The organism is Arthrobacter sp. DMZ02-1R, assembly GCF_057747935.1.
The window spans coordinates 3,911,510-3,927,660 of record NZ_CM173230.1 but is presented as its reverse complement, the minus strand read 5'-3'; the positions used below and the strand labels follow the sequence as shown (position 1 = coordinate 3,927,660).

The 16,151-nt window shown below is 65.6% G+C and carries 18 protein-coding genes; 14 read left to right on the top strand and 4 right to left on the bottom strand.

Features of this window, described 5'->3' with window-relative positions:
• The first annotated feature begins 65 nt into the window (after positions 1-65).
• Genes AC3ANQ_RS18680 through AC3ANQ_RS18625 form a run of 12 tightly spaced genes read left to right on the top strand, consistent with a single transcriptional unit; the run spans position 66 to position 10,194 of the window.
• A complete protein-coding gene (locus AC3ANQ_RS18680; RefSeq protein ID WP_488302410.1) occupies positions 66-407 on the top strand; it encodes a flagellar basal body rod protein FlgB in 342 nt (113 codons plus the stop codon).
• Positions 407-799: a flagellar basal body rod protein FlgC gene (locus AC3ANQ_RS18675; protein ID WP_488302409.1), complete on the top strand. Its 393-nt coding sequence runs from the start codon at positions 407-409 to the stop codon at positions 797-799. Before AC3ANQ_RS18680 ends, AC3ANQ_RS18675 begins: the two co-directional genes overlap by 1 nt.
• Positions 799-1,161: a flagellar hook-basal body complex protein FliE gene (gene fliE / locus AC3ANQ_RS18670; protein ID WP_488302408.1), complete on the top strand. Its 363-nt coding sequence runs from the start codon at positions 799-801 to the stop codon at positions 1,159-1,161. The genes AC3ANQ_RS18675 and fliE overlap by 1 nt, the downstream gene beginning before the upstream one ends.
• Positions 1,161-2,795, top strand: a complete 1,635-nt coding sequence (gene fliF / locus AC3ANQ_RS18665; protein WP_488302407.1) for a flagellar basal-body MS-ring/collar protein FliF — start codon at positions 1,161-1,163, stop codon at positions 2,793-2,795. The genes fliE and fliF overlap by 1 nt, the downstream gene beginning before the upstream one ends.
• Positions 2,792-3,826, top strand: coding sequence for a flagellar motor switch protein FliG (fliG, locus tag AC3ANQ_RS18660; protein ID WP_488302406.1), 1,035 nt, complete (start codon positions 2,792-2,794; stop codon positions 3,824-3,826). The genes fliF and fliG overlap by 4 nt, the downstream gene beginning before the upstream one ends.
• Positions 3,816-4,436, top strand: a complete 621-nt coding sequence (locus AC3ANQ_RS18655; RefSeq protein WP_488302405.1) for a FliH/SctL family protein — start codon at positions 3,816-3,818, stop codon at positions 4,434-4,436. Before fliG ends, AC3ANQ_RS18655 begins: the two co-directional genes overlap by 11 nt.
• A complete protein-coding gene (locus tag AC3ANQ_RS18650; protein ID WP_488302404.1) occupies positions 4,433-5,764 on the top strand; it encodes a FliI/YscN family ATPase in 1,332 nt (443 codons plus the stop codon). The genes AC3ANQ_RS18655 and AC3ANQ_RS18650 overlap by 4 nt, the downstream gene beginning before the upstream one ends.
• Entirely contained in the window at positions 5,761-6,237 is a 477-nt protein-coding gene (locus tag AC3ANQ_RS18645) for a flagellar FliJ family protein (protein WP_488302403.1), read from the top strand. Before AC3ANQ_RS18650 ends, AC3ANQ_RS18645 begins: the two co-directional genes overlap by 4 nt.
• A complete protein-coding gene (locus AC3ANQ_RS18640) occupies positions 6,234-6,914 on the top strand; it encodes a C40 family peptidase (protein WP_488302402.1) in 681 nt (226 codons plus the stop codon). The genes AC3ANQ_RS18645 and AC3ANQ_RS18640 overlap by 4 nt, the downstream gene beginning before the upstream one ends.
• A complete protein-coding gene (locus AC3ANQ_RS18635; RefSeq protein WP_488302401.1) occupies positions 6,914-8,497 on the top strand; it encodes a flagellar hook-length control protein FliK in 1,584 nt (527 codons plus the stop codon). The genes AC3ANQ_RS18640 and AC3ANQ_RS18635 overlap by 1 nt, the downstream gene beginning before the upstream one ends.
• 16 nt (positions 8,498-8,513) lie before the next feature.
• Entirely contained in the window at positions 8,514-8,975 is a 462-nt protein-coding gene (locus AC3ANQ_RS18630) for a flagellar hook assembly protein FlgD (RefSeq protein ID WP_488302400.1), read from the top strand.
• A gap of 46 nt (positions 8,976-9,021) precedes the next feature.
• Positions 9,022-10,194, top strand: coding sequence for a flagellar hook protein FlgE (locus AC3ANQ_RS18625; RefSeq protein ID WP_488302399.1), 1,173 nt, complete (start codon positions 9,022-9,024; stop codon positions 10,192-10,194).
• A 134-nt stretch (positions 10,195-10,328) separates the two neighbouring features.
• On the opposite strand, the gene AC3ANQ_RS18620 is transcribed toward AC3ANQ_RS18625, so the two are convergent.
• The gene (locus AC3ANQ_RS18620; protein ID WP_488302398.1) at positions 10,329-10,481 is read right to left on the bottom strand and encodes a hypothetical protein; all 153 of its coding nucleotides are present in this window, start codon (positions 10,479-10,481) and stop codon (positions 10,329-10,331) included.
• A 39-nt stretch (positions 10,482-10,520) separates the two neighbouring features.
• Between AC3ANQ_RS18620 and AC3ANQ_RS18615 the strand changes: the two genes are divergently transcribed.
• The gene (locus tag AC3ANQ_RS18615; protein WP_488302397.1) at positions 10,521-10,811 is read left to right on the top strand and encodes an aldo/keto reductase; all 291 of its coding nucleotides are present in this window, start codon (positions 10,521-10,523) and stop codon (positions 10,809-10,811) included.
• A 242-nt stretch (positions 10,812-11,053) separates the two neighbouring features.
• Here the strand turns inward: AC3ANQ_RS18615 and AC3ANQ_RS18610 are convergent, their stop codons facing one another.
• Entirely contained in the window at positions 11,054-12,505 is a 1,452-nt protein-coding gene (locus AC3ANQ_RS18610; RefSeq protein ID WP_488302396.1) for a purine-cytosine permease family protein, read from the bottom strand.
• 215 nt (positions 12,506-12,720) lie between these two features.
• On the opposite strand from AC3ANQ_RS18610, the gene AC3ANQ_RS18605 reads away from it, so the two are divergent.
• Positions 12,721-14,202, top strand: a complete 1,482-nt coding sequence (locus AC3ANQ_RS18605) for a purine-cytosine permease family protein (RefSeq protein WP_488302395.1) — start codon at positions 12,721-12,723, stop codon at positions 14,200-14,202.
• 146 nt (positions 14,203-14,348) lie between these two features.
• On the opposite strand, the gene AC3ANQ_RS18600 is transcribed toward AC3ANQ_RS18605, so the two are convergent.
• Positions 14,349-15,191, bottom strand: coding sequence for an IclR family transcriptional regulator (locus AC3ANQ_RS18600; RefSeq protein WP_488302394.1), 843 nt, complete (start codon positions 15,189-15,191; stop codon positions 14,349-14,351).
• 51 nt (positions 15,192-15,242) lie between these two features.
• Positions 15,243-16,139, bottom strand: a complete 897-nt coding sequence (locus tag AC3ANQ_RS18595) for a hypothetical protein (protein WP_488302393.1) — start codon at positions 16,137-16,139, stop codon at positions 15,243-15,245.
• Positions 16,140-16,151: the final 12 nt, after the last annotated feature.

Here is a 16,151-nt window from a genome sequence, read left to right as displayed (position 1 = left end):
CAGGGATCGCTCGATGCACGGCCACGGATCGGCCTCTTCATATCTACTCGCGAAGGCAGGCCGTCGTGTTCGATTCAGTGACTTCTGTTGCCCTTGGTAGCGCGCTCGACGGGCTGACATTGCGCCAGCGCACCATCGCCAACAACATCGCGAACATCAACACCCCGAACTACCATGCCAAAAGGGTCCAGTTCGAAGACGCCCTCGCAGCCTCCGTGCGCTCGGGTGACGGGTACGCCGCGTCCACGATCTCGACGTCGCAGGAGCCCACCCAGCTCGACGGCAACAACGTGAATCTGGACACCGAAACCCTTTCCAACATCGACACTGTGCTCCGGTACCAGTTCGCGTCCCGGGCCGTCGGCAGCGAATTCACGGCCCTCCGCACCGCCATGAGGACCAGCTGATGACCTTTGATGCGATCGGCATTGCCGGCTCCGCCCTGACCGTGCACCGGAAGTGGCTCGACGCCGTCTCGGACAACCTGGCCAACATGAACACCGCGACCCGCAGCAACGGCAAGGCGTTCCAAGCGCGCTACATCGAGGCCGCCGAAGGCAGCAACGGAACCGGCGTGTACGTCAAGGCCACCCCTCAAGGCAGTGCAACGGGCAGGCTCGTGTACCAACCTGACCATCCGCTGGCCGATGCCCAAGGCTATGTCCGCTATCCGGACATCGACCTCGCCGAACAGATGGGTTCCCTGATTGTGGCCCAACGCGGTTACCAGGCCAACGCCCAAGTGGTGGACCGCGCCCGCGAGACTTACCTGGCAGCACTTGAGATAGGAAAATCCTGATGGCATTGAACCCGATCGGTTCAATTCAAGGCGCTGGGAACGGTCTTGGCGTGCAGGGCGTCAGCGGCACCGGCTATGCGGGCGGGACGGGCAATGTAGGCGGAGCCACCGGAACCGCCGGAATCGCGGGGGCGGCGGGCGGCAACGGCTTCGCCACCGCGCTAACCGGCGCCGTGGACAACCTCCAGTCATTGCAATCGACGTCGAACCAGCTGGCAGTGTCCGCCGTGACGGGCAACCTTGATGACATCCACAAGGCGACCATCGCGGCCACGCGCGCCCAGATCACCATGGAACTTGTGGCCACGGTACGGAACAAGGGCGTTGACGCGTTCAACGAGATCATGAGGATGCAGGCCTGATGCCTCCACAGATTACCGCTTTCTTTCGCAAGCTCGGCGATGGATTCAAGGGGTTCACCGCCGGGCAGCGCACCATAGCCATCATCGGCATCGCCGTCCTGGTCCTGGGCGGTGTGGCCCTGTCAGCGTGGTTGGGCAAACCGTCCTACTCGCCCCTGTTCTCCGGATTGAAGGACACCGACGCCAACGGGATCGTGGAGCAGCTGCGCAAGGACAATGTTCCGTATGAGCTCAGCAATGGCGGTTCCACCATCCTGGTTCCCGACAACAAGGTCAACGATGAGCGGCTGAAGGCGGCGGCAGCGGGCCTTCCGGCGGCCGCGGCCACGGGCTATTCGCTGCTGGACAAGCTCGGAGTGACCTCTTCCGAGTTCCAGCAATCCGTCAGCTACAAGCGCGCGCTTGAGGGCGAACTCGCTACCACCATCCAGGCCATGGATGGCGTCAAGACCGCCGCCGTACAGCTCGCCATTCCGGCAAAAACAGTATTCGTGGACAAGACCCCGGATGCCACGGCATCCGTGTTCGTGGAAACGCGGCCGGGCGTGACCCTGTCTGCGGACAAGGTCCAGGCGATTGTGCACTTGACGTCCGCCGCGATCGAAAACCTGAAGCCAACGAATGTGTCCGTTGTGGATTCCCAGGGCAACGTCCTCTCCACCGTGGGCGGGGGAGCCACGGGCTCCTCGTCCAAACAAGCGGCCGACTACCAGCAGCGCACGTCCGATTCGGTGAAGGCCGTCCTGGACAAAGTGGTGGGACCCGGGAACGCCACCGTTGCGGTCGCTGCCGACGTGACCGCGGAGTCCGCGCAACAGCGCAGCGAGACATTCTCCGCGGCGAAGGACGCAGTTCCGCTGAGCGAGACCACCAAGACAGAGAAGTTCACCGGAACCGGAGGCGGTGCTTCCGGCGTGCTTGGACCGGACAACATCGCCGTGCCCGGCGGGACCAACGGCAACGGAACCTTCGACTCCAGCGACTCCACCAAGAACAACGCGGTCAACAAAGTCACCGAAGACCGCACCATTCCGCAAGGTGCCGTGAAGCGCCAAACCATCTCCGTCGCCATCAACCAGTCCGCGGCAGCTGGACTCAACGTCAACTCGGTCAAGGCGCTGGTGACTTCCGCCGCCGGCATCGATCCTGCGCGCGGCGACGTCGTGACTGTCGAAGTGTTGCCCTTCAGCACGTCGGCAGCGGACGCAGCGGCACAAGCGCTGGGCTCGGCCAAGGCCCAAGCCGACGCCAAGCAACAGTCGGATTTGATGAATACACTCATCCTGGCGGGCAGCATCCTGCTGGCAGTGGTTGCCCTGATTGTGCTTGTACTCATCCTCCTGCGGCGCAGGCAGCAACGCGAACCGGTTGACCTCGGTGAGCGGCTTGACTACGAGATGCTTCCTCTTGCGGTCACGACGCCCGCGCTGGAAGGGCCTCCCTCGACGACGGCGATTGAGCAGCCGCCCGTCCACCCCGTTCCGGCCTTGCCCATGTCTGCCTTGCCGATACCAGGCGCCGAAGCGCTCGACGGCGAGCGGCGGCGTGCCCAGATTGAAGCCATGGTTGCCGAGAACCCGGCCCGGACCGCAGAGTACCTCCGCGGGCTCATGGACGAAAAGCAACCGGTATGAGGGCCGGAGAGCTCGGTTTGGAAGTAGGCGGCTTGACCGGTGCCCAGAAGGTGGCCGTGGTGCTGATGCAGATGAGCCCCGCCAGTGCGGCCTCCGTCATGACCCAGTTTTCCGAGTCCGAGGCTGAGGACATTGCCGCCGAGATCGTGCGCTTGCGCCGCGTCTCCTCGGCTGTGGCGGACCACGTCATGACCGAGTTCCACGAACTTGCGGTCAGCGGGCGCCGGACTGCCCGCGGCGGCCAGGAATTCGCCGTCGGGCTCTTGGAAGCTTCCTTCGGTGCGGATAAAGCAGCAGGTTTCATGGACCGTCTTGCGTCCACCATGGCCGGGAAGTCCTTCGAGTTCCTGGAAATGATGGATTCCGGGCAGCTCCTGGCGCTGATCGACAGCGAGATGCCCCAGACCATTGCCTTGATCCTGGCGCACCTGCGGCCGGGCAAGGCCTCCGCGGTCATGGCCGGTCTTGGCGATGTCCAGCGGAGCGAGGTGGCCCGTTGTATCGCCACGATGGGAATGGCGTCGCCGGAAGCCGTGGGAATCGTGGCTGAGACCCTCAAAGTGCGTGCCGGTGCGGTCATGTCGCAAAGGAAATCGAGCGAGATTGTCGGTGGCATCCAACCCTTGGTCGACATCATCAATCGATCCGATGTCAACACGGAACGCTCCGTACTGGACGGTTTGGAGACCCTCGATCCGGAGCTGGCCACCGAGGTGCGCGCACGGATGCTGACCTTCGTGGACATCGTGAAACTGGAACGCCGCGACATCCAGCAGATCCTGCGCGGAGTCAATGCCGAAGTGCTCGCCGTCGCCATGAAGGGCGCGCCCGCAGCGGTGCTCGAGGCCGTGCGCACCAACGTGTCCGGCCGGAACCTCGAGATCCTCGAAGCCGAGATGGCTTCCGCCGGGCCGGTGCGCGCCTCCCAGGTTGAAGAGGCCCGGGCGGAGATTGTCCGCTCGATCCGCGAATTGGAAGCCGAAGGTGCAATCGTGGTCCGGCGCGGCGAGGAGGACGACTATGTCTACTGAGTCCGCCACCGGTTTCGCGCGCGTCGTCTTCCCTGACATCCAGCCAGCCGAGCGGTCCCGCAAGGAGGACCGCGGCCACACCCAAGGACACGCAGCAGGTTACGCTGCCGGGATCCAGGCGGCGGCGCTGGAACAGCAGCGCCTTCGCGAACAGCTCCAAGCCGAACACCGCGCAATGCTCGACGCCGGGCGGCAGGCGGTTGCGCAAGCTGTCCGTGTGCTTGAAGCGGCCACGGCCGCAGCCCGGCAACACCGCGGCGTTGCGTTGGAAGAAGCGCAGGACGTGTTAGCGGCCAGTGCGATTGACCTTGCCGAAGCCATCCTGGGCTATGAACTCGACAAGGGCCAGAACACCGCTCGCGCCGCGTTGACCCGTGCCCTCGGCGCTGTGGCCGGGCTGGAAACCGTGACTGCCATCCGCCTCCACCCGGCAGACCTTGCCGCGCTGGCCGCCGTCGAAGCCGGGAACGCGACCGGCGTCGAACTCAAAGCCGATCCGGGACTGAGCCCCGGAGACGCGATCGCGGAATATCCGCAGGGCTGGCTCGACGCCCGGCTCAGCACTGCCTTGGACAGGGCCAAAGCGGCCCTTCTGGGGAACGACGCATGAGCCTCACGGCAAACCGGCCGCACGCTGGCCGGTTCGGCGCAGCCGTCGCCGCCGCGGCCCCGCAGCGCGTGGGCACGGTGACGTCCGTGCTTGGCCTTGGCCTGGAGGTCTCAGGGCTGGACTGTGCCGTGGGAGATCTCGTGACCGTGGGCGAGGCCCCCGGGCTCGACGCCGAAGTGGTCGCCTCACTCAGCGGTGCCGTGCGCTGCATGCCGCTGGGACGGCTGGCCGGAGTGGCCGCAGGAGACTCGGCACGTGCCAAGGGCAGCCCTATCCTGGTCCCGACCGGACGCGGTCTGTTCGGACGCGTGTTGGATGCGCTGGGGCGTCCGATCGACGGCAAAGGCCCGTTGCCGGCCAGTCCCATGGTCCCCCTGGACAACGAGGCGCCGTCAGCCATGCACCGCGCGCGGGTGGACACCCCGCTGCAGACCGGCGTCCGCGTCCTGGACACCATGGCCACGCTTGGCCGCGGACAGCGCATGGGGTTGTTCGCAGGCTCGGGCGTTGGCAAGTCTTCGCTGCTGTCCATGATCGCCCGCGGCACGGATGCCGAGGTCTCCGTGATTGCCTTGGTGGGGGAGCGCGGCCGTGAAGTGCGCGAGTTCCTGGAGGACGACCTTGGCCCCGAAGGCCTGGCACGTTCCGTGGTTGTTGTTGCGACGTCCGATGAGCCCGCCCTCATGCGCCTGCGTGCCGCCGTCACGGCCACCAGGATCGCCGAATCGTTCCGCGAATCCGGCCAGGACGTGGTGCTCATGATGGATTCGCTCACACGCGTGGCCATGGCCCAACGCGAAATCGGCCTCTCTGCCGGTGAGCCGCCCGCCACTCGCGGCTACCCGCCGTCGACCTTTTCCGTACTGGCCCGGCTCCTGGAACGCGCCGGTACTGCCGAAACCGGCTCCGTGACCGGTATCTACACCGTGCTGGTGGACGGTGACGACCACAACGAACCGATCGCCGACGCCGCCCGCTCCATCCTGGACGGGCACGTGGTCCTGGACAGGAAGCTCGCCCTCACGGGGCACTTCCCGTCAGTGGACGTGCTCGGTTCGGTGTCCCGCGTGGCCTCCAAGGTCAACACCGCCGATCGCACGGCGCTCGCGGCATCCTTGCGCAGGGTCCTCGCCGCGCGGCGCAGCGCCCAGGACCTGATCGACGTCGGCGCCTACCACCGTGGCAGCAACCCCTTGGTTGATGCGGCGCTGGACCACGAGGCTGCCATCAACTGGTTTCTGCAGCAACGAATGGACGAATCCACCCCGTACAGCGAGTCCTGGCCGGAACTCTTCCGACTCTCAGCAAGCCTCGAAGGAGCCGCGTGAACCGTCAATTCTCCCTGGCCGGGCTTCTGCGCCTACGCCAGACCCAGCAGGACGCCGCCGCCAGTGGACTGGCCCGTGCCAACACCCGGTCCGCATCTCTGCGGTCCCGCCGGGCCAATGCCCGCGAGGAACTGGCTGAATCCGCCGGAAATGCCGGCAGCTCCGCCGCTTTGTTGGCGATCGCCGCCGCTCGTGCTTCTGCGCAAAGCATGCTGGCCGAGCTTGACGCCTTGGCCGCCAGCGCGGAGGTGGAAGCCGCTGAGGCCCGCGCGGAATACACCGAAGCCAAGCGCCGCGCGGTGGGACTTGAGAAGCTCGAAAACCGCCACGGAGCCGCCTTCGATGCTTCCGCGCTGCGCGCTGAACAAGGCGTGCTGGACGAGATCGCGTCCTCCGCTTGGCACCGCAGTTCCGCACAGCCGGCGCCGGTCCATCCCGCCGCGGCTCCTGCAGCGCGGAAGGCCGGCTCATGAGCATGACCGAGGCCATCGGGCGCATCCAGAGCATCGAGTCGATGCTGCAGCAGCTGACCCTGGGCGTTCGTCCGCAGTCCTCCACGGGGACGGCCGCTGCCTCCGGAAGCGCGGCTTCTTCTGCGGACGCGGCATCCTTCGCGCAGGCGCTGAGCACCGCCGTCGGGGGCTCGACGGCGCCGAGCATCTCGCAGCTCGCCTCGTCCCTGGGACTCGGGAGCACAACTGCCCTCAGCGGTGTAGCGGGAGCGGATGCGCTTTCGGGCGTCGGCACGGGAATACCCACCGGCGCGGCCGCGGGCGGAGTCACGGGCGACTCCGTGGTGGCGGCCGCCAAGAAGTACGTCGGCGTGCCCTACGTTTGGGGCGGCACGAACCCCGCGGTGGGCATGGATTGCTCCGGCTTTGTGCAACGCGTCTTCAAGGACCTGGGCGTCGACCTGCCCCGCGTGGTCAGCGACCAAATGCGGCAAGGCACCCCGGTGGCATCCTTGGCCCAAGCCAAACGCGGCGACCTCCTGGTGAGCTTCGGCGGCGAACACATCTCCATCTATCTAGGCAACGGCAAAGCGATCGACGCCCCCGTCCCCGGACAGACCATCCAGATTCGAGATGCGTGGGAGCAGCAATCAAATCTGACCGCGATCCGCCGCATTCTCCCCGCCGGAGGTTCGTGATGCAGTTGCCTCCCGCCACTGCCGCTCCCCGCCTGTCTTCTGGCTCTGCGTCGGCTCCGCATTCCGGCTCGCCCGCCGGTTTTGATGCCGTGATGGGCGGCGTGCTGGCGTCCGGTGCGGATGCTTCCGGCGGGAAGCCGTCCGGCGGGAAGGACCGGCCAGCGTCCGACGACGGCGGGCCGGGAAAGCCTGCCGCCGACGGCTCCGGGACGGTTGCCCGCTCTCTTGAACCCCGCCCTGTTGAACCCCACTCTGGTGAACCCCGCCCTGATAAGCAGGGAGAAGCGAAGGACGCCAAAGGTACGGCCGATCCCGCGAATGCGGCGGCCGCTGCGGGAGTTTGTGCTCCCAGCGGACTCGCGATTTCCGGAATCGCGTCCGGAAGCGCTGCGGCGCAGGGACTTGCACCGGGTCACGGACCGGGCCTCGCGCCGGGCCTCGCGCCGGGCCCCGCGCCGGGCCTCGCGCCGGGCCTCGCGCCGGGCAAAGAAGGTGTTTCTCCCGGTGCCGCTCCGCTCGAGTCGATCGCGGGTACCATGGCAACAGGCAATACTGCGGCCGTGGCCGGGGGATCGGCTTCGGGCGGGCCCGGCTTGGAAACGGCCCCGGCAACGCTGCCGGAGAATGCGACAGCTCCTTCGGGGCCGGGTGGTGTTGCGATACTTGCGGCGGGCACAGCGCCTCTGGGAAGCACCCTGCCTTCGGGCAACACTGCCCCTTCGAAGACCCCAACTGCTTCCGCCACCGCGTCTTCGGCGCCAGCAGCGCTCCCGGCCGGAAATCCGGTTCCAAGTACCGTCGAGCCGGGCGCAATTCAGCCGGGCCAACTCCCGACGGGTTCAGCCCAGCCGGGCACACTCCAGCCAGGTCCGGCCCGGCCAACAACGGCGTCAGCCGCCAGCCCGGCCCCCACTGGCCCCGAAGCTGCCGTCAGCACCACCGCAGCTTTGGCAGGGGCGGCCCGCACCGCCGTCGTACTTCCTTCCGGGAAACCCGGGACGCGACAGGACCGGCAACTGCTCGGCGGCCAGGGTATCCCTGCCATCGCAGGCATTCAGGCCGGAATTCCGGCTGTCCTGCAGCCAGCGTCGCCCCTTCAGCAGGTTCCCTCGGCCGCTACTCCCGGCGTGGCCACGCCGGTGCCGCAGGCAGATCCAGCCAAGCTGCTGCCCCAGGTAGCCGGGCCGCTGTTCTCCCTAGCAGCGGGGGAGCCGGGAAGGCACGTGATGACGCTGAGGTTGTCCCCGGAGGACCTGGGTCCGCTAACGGTCCGGGCCCACATAGACGGCGCGGGCGTGCGGATCGAATTGTTCGCTCCCGGGGAAGCCGGCCGGGAGGCAGTGCGCAGCATCCTGCCGGAACTTCGGCGCGGGCTCGGGGAATCCGGCTTCGGCGCCAGTCTCGATTTGTCCGAACACAACGCTCCGGCCGATGCCGGCGCAGGTAGCTCGGACGCACGAGACAGGCGCCCGGCAGAGAGCCCGGCCTTCCCAAGGGGCAGCGACGGCGAGCCGGTTCGCTTGCCGCGCACCGCCGTCGTACTTCCGCGGAGCAGTACCAGCAGCCTGGACATTCTCGTCTGATGAAGGAGAGCCAATAGTGACCATCCAAGCCATCCCGGCAAGCAGCGGAGTCCAGCCAGGAACCGTAGCGTCAGGAACCGCCGCATCAGGAACCGCATCGCCCAAGCCCGCGCAGACCATGGACTCGAGCATGTTCATGTCGCTGCTGGTGACACAACTGAAGAACCAGGACCCCAGCGCGCCCATGGACACCAACCAGATGATGGGCCAGACCATCCAGCTGTCCATGATGGAGAAAATGACCGAACTCTCCACCGGCGCGAAGGAGAGTTTCTCGCTCCAGATGCGTACTGCCGCGGCACAGATCATCGGCCACAACATCAGCTACGCGCTCGCTGACGGAACCAAGGGATCCGGCGTGGCGAGCTCGGTTTCCTTCGCCGGGGGAGTCCCCACCGTGGCGGTCGGTGGAGTGAACATTCCGCTCGATTCCATCAGCGGGATCACCGCCGCAGCCTCGCCCGCACCCACCGCCTGACGCTCCACAAACTTCCGCCCCGAACCACCCGAAGAAAGGCCACACCATGCTTCGTTCGCTGTACTCCGGAATCTCCGGCCTCCGAGCCCACCAGGCCATGCTGGACGTCACGGGCAACAACATCGCCAACGTGAATACGGCCGGTTTCAAGGCTTCTTCCACCCAGTTCCAGGACACGCTCTCCCAGATGACGCAGGGCGCCGGTGCTCCGCAGGCCGAAACCGGCGGCACCAACCCCGCCCAGATCGGTTTGGGCGTGCGCGTGGCGGCGGTCAGCACAAACTTCAGCCAGGGTTCATCGCAGAACACCGGGCGTGCCACGGACATGATGATTTCCGGCGACGGTTTCTTCATCACCAGCAAGGGCGGCCAGCAGCTCTACACGCGCGCCGGCGCCTTCGACATGGATGCCGCTGGCCGCCTTGTGAGTCCCGACGGCGGCATCCTCCAGGGTTGGTCCGCGGCCAACGGTGCGGTGAACATGGGAGGCCCCATCGGGCCCATCGCGCTCTCGCCCAACACCACGGCGGCCGCAGTCGCCACCACCAAGACCTCACTGGACGGCAACCTGCCATCCGATGCCGCCGTCGGGACCAGCGTGGAGCGCCAGGTCAAGGTGTACGACGCCGACGGCGCCTCCCGCAGCCTGACGCTAACGTTCAGCCGCTCTGCGGCTGGCTGGGACGTGGCCGGGGCAGACGCCAACGGCGCCACAGGAACCTCCACGCTCGCGTTCACGAACGGTGCCCTGACCTCGGGCGGCACTATGACGGTCGGCGGGGTAACGGTGGACATGTCCACCGTTACCGGCTTCGCCGCCATGAGCACGCTCACGGTCCGCAGCCAGAACGGCTCGGAGGCAGGAAAGCTCGAGTCCTTCACCCTGGGCGGGGACGGCTCGCTCATCGGTTCGTTCAGCAACGGCAGCAAGCAAGTCCTTGCACGCGTGGCACTCGCCCGCTTCACCAACCCCGGCGGCCTCGAGAAAGCCGGCAACTCCACCTACGTGGCCAGCGCCAACTCCGGCACGGCCCAGTTGGGTGCACCGGGCGACGCCGGAATCGGCACCTTGACCGCTGGTTCACTGGAGATGTCCAACGTGGACCTGTCCCAGGAATTCACCAACCTGATCGTGGCCCAGCGCGGCTTCCAAGCCAACGCCCGCATCATCACAACTTCGGACGAGGTACTGCAGGAGCTGAGCAACCTGAAGAGGTAATCTCGGCGGGCCTCAGCGCACGGGCCGCGTCACGCCACGCACCTTTTTGGCGCCCGGACTTCGCCGAAACCGCGGAATCCCGGGCTTGCGGTCCGTTGGGAGCGCCGAAAACCTGCTCGGCGTGACGCTGCCCTTCAGGGACGCTCCGGGTCTCCACCCCCGTCGGCGGGGCGCCCGGCCGCCGACGGCTCCGCCTGAGGGCTGCGGATGTGTTCGCGACGGAAGCCGAGGCCGATGATCCGGCCTAGGAGGCGTTTGACCGGGGGCGTGTGGCTGATGAGCCGCATGAGTTGGATGGGTGGATTTGTTCGGGCAAGGCGAGCGAGTTGGCGGGTCTGCTGTCGCTGCAATGCCTGTGCACGGCGTACTGCATCGCCGAAGCGCACGGCAAGTTCGTCGCCCAGGTGGTTCTCCGTTGGCTCATTCAGCGCGAGGTTGTCGTCATCCCCAAGTCGGTCCGGCCGGAACGGATGGCCCAGAACCTCGACGTCTTCGACTTCACCCTCACGGCCGAGCAAATGAGCCAGATCGGAACCCTGGACACCGGCGCCAGCCTCTTCTTCGACCACCGCGACCCTGCCATGGTCAGCTGGCTGGGCGGACGCAGGATCGACTAACCCATCCTTCCTTGCGTTCCCGCGGCCGCCCCGGCCGCGGCAACGCGAGGAACCGATCCGGGAGACCACCATGCCCATTGGCGTGCCAACCACTGACCGGCGAACCGCACTGATCGCCGCCGCGTCACTCGACGCAACTTCTTGGCACCGCGACTCCGCTCCACCCCCGGAATCGCGGGCTCGCCATCGACTCAAGGCTCCAAAAACCTGCCTGGCGTGACGGCGGAGCGGCGCTGTCGGCGTTACGGCAGGATGTGTTCGTGCGCGGCGGCCTCGAGGGCGTCGGCCTCTGCCTTTGCCAAACGGGTTTCGGAGTCGACGTCGATACGCCGGGTCATCAGCCAGTACAGCCCAGCGGAGACGGGGAGTCCGATGAACAGTGAGATGTCGGCGCCGTCAATCGCGTGGGCTATGAACCCGACGAAGAGCTTCCCGGCGGAGAAGAACGGAATCATCACCACAAAGCCGAGGAGGTAGGAAATGATGCCGGGCCAACCCCACCGTCCGTAGATTCCATCGGGCTTGAAGATCTCAGCGATTGCGTAGTGGCCCTTGCGCACGATGAAGTAGTCGGTGAGGTTGACCGCCGTCCACGGAATGAAGAAGTACAGCACCAGCAGCAGGAAGTCGTTGAAATTCGCCAGGAAGTCGGCCGAGGCAAGGTTCGCCAAGACCAGGGAAATCAGGGCGGTGATGGTGATCGTGATGATCCGGAGCCGCAGGGTCGGCCGGATCTGCCGCACGCTGTCGATGGACGATATCAGGGTCAGGGAACCGCCGTACATGTTCAGGGCAGTCACGGAAAGCAAGCCCAGTGCGGCGACGAACAAGGCGATGCCACCGAATCCGCCGAAGAGTTGGTCTGCGGTGGATTTGATCGAGCCGATTGTCTCGAAGTTCTCCCCGGCCGCAGCTCCAATGTACGCGCCCAGGAACATCACCCAAATACCGCCCAGCGCGCTGCCCCAGAACGTCCACCGGAAGGTGCCCCGTCCACTGGCTGGCGGGAGGTAGCGGGAGTAGTCCGAGACGTAGATTGCCCAGGAGATCTGGTACCCGGCCGCGACGCCCAATTGGCCAAGGAACGGCACCAGATGGAAGTCGGCCAGGTTGTATGCACCGGCAGGTATGGCCAGTTTGACGGCCGCCACCGTGAGCAGGGCCAGCATGACGATGGTGAGGTACGTCAGGTAGCGCTCGAAGGCATGGATGAGGTCGTAACCGAACAGGGCGATGACGACTGCGACAATAGTGACCACCCAGAACCAGAGGTTTTGGGATCCGAAGTTCACTGATTCCGAGATGGCCTGGCCAGCCAAGATCGTGTTGAAGATGTTGAATCCGGCGTACTGAAGGTAGGCAAAAAGCCAAACCAGCAGGGCGCCGATATAGCCGAATTGCGGCCGGGACTGGATCATCTGGGGCAGGCCGAGCTGGGGACCCTGCGAGGAGTGCGCGGCCATGAACAGTGTGCCAACGAGGACCCCGATGGCGATCGCGAGCAGCGACCAGATCAGGTTGCCGCCGGTGGTAATGCTGATCAACCCTACGGCCAGGGTGGCGATCTGGGCATTGCTGACAAACCACAACGGCCCGATGTGCGAGACCTTGCCATGCCTCTCGTCCAACGGAACGTAGTCGATGGACCGGATCTCCAGCCCGCGGCCCGATCCTTTATCCGTGGTCGTGCTCATGGTGGATCTCCTTCGAGGCGTCGGGGCATCTTGACTTTGGTTTAGCACAGAGTGGGCCTGCCTAGAAGAGCAACGGGATTAATCGCGATTCCTTCTTATCGTCCGGTATATCGGACTAAAGATGGACACTTTTTCGTGATCGCAGTCACTTCACATGCTCTGATTGATTCTCAGTTGGGGACATCGGACTTCGGTTGTCAAAGTGAGGAACAGGCATGCAGGCCACAGGAAAAGCGGGAACGGTTGGGCCGCGCGTTGAGCGCCGCTCCATTGACTTTGTCCCGGAAAATGAACGCCATGGTTCGCCTGGCCAGCAGTTCACGCTCTGGTTCGGCGCGAACATGCAGATTACGGCCATTGTCGACGGCGCCTTGGCTGTACTGTTCGGAGCGGATGCCCTGTGGGCGATCATTGGTCTCCTGATCGGAAACCTTTTGGGTGGCGCGGTCATGGCGCTTCATGCCGCCCAGGGGCCGAAGCTCGGCTTGCCGCAGATGATTTCCAGCCGGGCGCAGTTCGGAATCTTCGGGGCGGTGATTCCCTTGGTGCTGGTGGTCGTCATGTACCTCGGCTTCGCAGCAACCGGCACCGTCCTTTCCGGGCAGGCGATCAGCCTCATCCTCCACACGGGCACCCCGGCCGTGGGCATGATCGTCTTCGGGGTGCTGACCACCGTCGTGGCGACCCTGGGCTACAAGTACATCCACATGTTGGGCCGCACAGCGACCGTCGTGGGTATCCTAGGCTTCACTTACCTGGGCATCAGGTTGTTGGTCACCGAGGACGTCGGTGCACTCTTGGGAGCCGGCGGTTTCGAGTTTCCGACCTTCCTGCTCGCCATTTCCCTCGGCGCCGGATGGCAGCTGACGTACGGTCCGTACGTCGCCGACTACTCCCGGTACCTGCCTTCCAGCACCCCCGCACGCAAGACCTTCATGTCGGCATACTTCGGGACGGTGCTTGGTTCTCAGTGGTCCATGACCCTCGGCGCGCTCTTCGCTGCCCTCGCCTTGCCTAAGGGTGCGAGGTTCCTGGATGGCCAAGTCGCCTTCCTCGGGAATTTGAGTGGCGGCGGACTGATCGCGGTGGTTATCTACCTGGTCGTCGTGACCGGAAAGCTGACCGTCAACACTCTGAACGCCTACGGCGGCTACATGACCATGCTTACCTCGGTCACAGCGTTCACCCGTAAGTCTGCGGTGGCTTCATGGACCCGGTTCGCCTATGTGATCGGCTTTATCGGACTCTCGGTACTCATTGCAGTCCTTGCTTCCCCCGACTTCATTGCCAACTTCAAAAACTTCGTCCTTCTCCTCCTGATGGTATTCATCCCCTGGAGCTCCATTAACCTGGTGGACTACTACCTGGTTTCCAAGGAAAAGGTGGACATTCCGGCCCTTTACGACGTGAACGGGCGCTACGGACGTTGGAACAAGACTGCGCTGTCGAGCTACGCGATCGGCATCGTCGTTCAGATCCCGTTCCTGGCGCAAACTCTCTACACCGGCCCGATGACCGACCTTCTGGGCGGGGCGGATATCTCCTGGCTCGTGGGCCTCGTGGTCACGGCAATCGTGTTCTACCCGCTGGCGAAGAGGAACTCCAACGCTCCGGCCGAGATGGTTTACCCGACGGGGGTTGGCTCGGAGCCAGTTGTTCCACTAGCAGGCTCAGTGTCGAACAACGCAGTAGTTTAGCCTTTTTGCCCCTACCCCCAGACGCTCGCTCACCTTCGGGGTGTTTCCGGCGGATGCTCGCTCACATGATGTGAGCGGGCATCCATGCTTTTTCCCATATATGTGAGCGGGCATCTGCGCCAAGGACGGAAAGTACGACGTCGGGATCAGGCTTGGGTGCCCAGCCGGCGGGAGATTTCCCTGGCACATCTGGTCACTTCCGGAATCCACTCCCGGGCGACGTCTTCAATGCGGACTGCCCTTTCCTCGGCGGTCTCGGCGTCCTTGCCCCGGTGCCGGGCGGTTCCGCCAGGAAACGCCCGGTTCGACACCGTCAACGTCACGCTGGCTACCGGATAGCGCTGCCGGTCGAGGACGGCGACGGCCACCGAGGAAAACCCCTCCGTGACCTCGTCCTGCTCCCATGCATATCCGAGTGAACGTGCCCGCGCCAAGAGATCCTGCAACGCGGGCAAGGATTGCGGGCCGTTGCTGTGGCGCTCGGCGAAAGCCTCCGGGCCCGGGAAGAGCGCAGCCACCTGGGCGGGGTCCATCTGGGCCATCATCGCCCGGCCGCTGGCCGTCAGATGGGCAGGAAGCCGGACCCCGGCGTCGGTGACCAAAGGCCGTTGCCTCGGCGCCCGCTCCTCGATCACGTAAACGACGTCGCGCCCATGCATCACGGCAAGATGTGCAGTCCGGCGGGTCCGGGCGACGAGCCGGGACAGCGGGTACCGGGCAATCCGCTGGATTGGGGCTTGCCGCGAATACCCTGTCCCCAACTCATGGGCGGTCACCCCCAAGGCATACTTCCGCTCCTCCGGAAGATGGACCAAGAAGCCGTCATCGATCAGGGCGGCAATGAGCTGATAGGTGGTGGACCGAGGCAATCCAACATCTCGCGCAATGATGGATGCGCTGACCGGACCTGCCTGGCCTGCGACGTATCTGAGAACCGCCAGCACTTGTGCCGCAGCCGGCGCCTTGGGCCGCACGGAATGACTGTTCATTGTCCAAGAATACGCCGCCGATTGTCCGGTATATCGGACGCCGGATGGCCGCTACGACAACCCCTCCAACCGGGCCCGCGCCGTTTCCGCAGTCCGGCGTTCCCGGGCGGCCAGCCGGGTGGCCAGTTTGCGGTTCCGCTCGGCCAGGGTGATCGCCCACTCCGTGGCGGCAAGCTCCTGCTGCAACGCAGCCAGCTTGTCTTTGGCAGCTTTGACCTCGACGGCGAGTTGCTCGCTCCGGTGCACGGCCTCGGCCTTTTCGCGCTCCGCCTTGGCGAGTTCCATGTCGGCCTTGTCCGCGTTCCGCTGCGCCTCGAGCAATGCAGTTTGCGCCTTCTCGCGTTCGCACCCCGAGTCAGCGCGGCTCCGCTGTGAGTCTGCCCGCCCGCGCTGCCGCCCGCCGTCGTCGGGCTCTTCTTTGGTGGTACCCGCGGCGGGAGGCGCGCCCGGCACTCCCACTGCGCCCGAGAGGTCCACGGGTTCCAATCCGTTTGTGGCGAGCGAACGCACCAGCTGCCCGCTGCGGAGCGTCTCTGCGGCGGCTGGATCCGTCATCGCGGCCCTCAACGTGGCCTCGATCTCCAGCGCGGCGGCGCCGCTCACCTTGACGCCCAGGCCCTCGGCCACGGCACGGGCCTGCTCGACGGCGGCAGCCAGCACGCGCGGGCGCTGCTGGCCGAGCGTACGGAGACGGTCGTGGTCCTGCTGCTCCTGGGCCCTCCCGAGGGATGCCCCAAGCTCCAGAACTCCGGCGAATTCCTTGGTGCCGTGCCGCACAAGCATGTTGACCGCCCACGCCGCCGTCGACGGCTTGGGCAGCTGGGCGATCTGTTTCGCCAGTTCGGCGTCCCCAGCGGATTTCGCTTCCTTGGCCCGCGCAGTGCGGGCCGCCGTGAACGCCGAGGGAACCAGTGTGTAGAGTTCGACGGCGATCCCGGCCAGGTCCATCGCGGAGGCCAG

Excerpts from the sequence above, each read along its gene's own strand:
- AC3ANQ_RS18650 (WP_488302404.1), top strand. The coding sequence starts at position 4,433 with ATGAGCCTCACGGCAAACCGGCCGCACGCTGGCCGGTTCGGCGCAGCC.
- AC3ANQ_RS18635 (WP_488302401.1), top strand. The coding sequence starts at position 6,914 with ATGCAGTTGCCTCCCGCCACTGCCGCTCCCCGCCTGTCTTCTGGCTCT.
- AC3ANQ_RS18610 (WP_488302396.1), bottom strand. The coding sequence starts at position 12,505 with ATGAGCACGACCACGGATAAAGGATCGGGCCGCGGGCTGGAGATCCGG.
- AC3ANQ_RS18620 (WP_488302398.1), bottom strand. The coding sequence starts at position 10,481 with ATGCGGCTCATCAGCCACACGCCCCCGGTCAAACGCCTCCTAGGCCGG.
- AC3ANQ_RS18605 (WP_488302395.1), top strand. The coding sequence starts at position 12,721 with ATGCAGGCCACAGGAAAAGCGGGAACGGTTGGGCCGCGCGTTGAGCGC.
- fliG (WP_488302406.1), top strand. The coding sequence starts at position 2,792 with ATGAGGGCCGGAGAGCTCGGTTTGGAAGTAGGCGGCTTGACCGGTGCC.
- AC3ANQ_RS18640 (WP_488302402.1), top strand. The coding sequence starts at position 6,234 with ATGAGCATGACCGAGGCCATCGGGCGCATCCAGAGCATCGAGTCGATG.
- AC3ANQ_RS18655 (WP_488302405.1), top strand. The coding sequence starts at position 3,816 with ATGTCTACTGAGTCCGCCACCGGTTTCGCGCGCGTCGTCTTCCCTGAC.
- fliF (WP_488302407.1), top strand. The coding sequence starts at position 1,161 with ATGCCTCCACAGATTACCGCTTTCTTTCGCAAGCTCGGCGATGGATTC.
- fliE (WP_488302408.1), top strand. The coding sequence starts at position 799 with ATGGCATTGAACCCGATCGGTTCAATTCAAGGCGCTGGGAACGGTCTT.
- AC3ANQ_RS18625 (WP_488302399.1), top strand. The coding sequence starts at position 9,022 with ATGCTTCGTTCGCTGTACTCCGGAATCTCCGGCCTCCGAGCCCACCAG.
- AC3ANQ_RS18675 (WP_488302409.1), top strand. The coding sequence starts at position 407 with ATGACCTTTGATGCGATCGGCATTGCCGGCTCCGCCCTGACCGTGCAC.
- AC3ANQ_RS18595 (WP_488302393.1), bottom strand. The coding sequence starts at position 16,139 with ATGGACCTGGCCGGGATCGCCGTCGAACTCTACACACTGGTTCCCTCG.
- AC3ANQ_RS18600 (WP_488302394.1), bottom strand. The coding sequence starts at position 15,191 with ATGAACAGTCATTCCGTGCGGCCCAAGGCGCCGGCTGCGGCACAAGTG.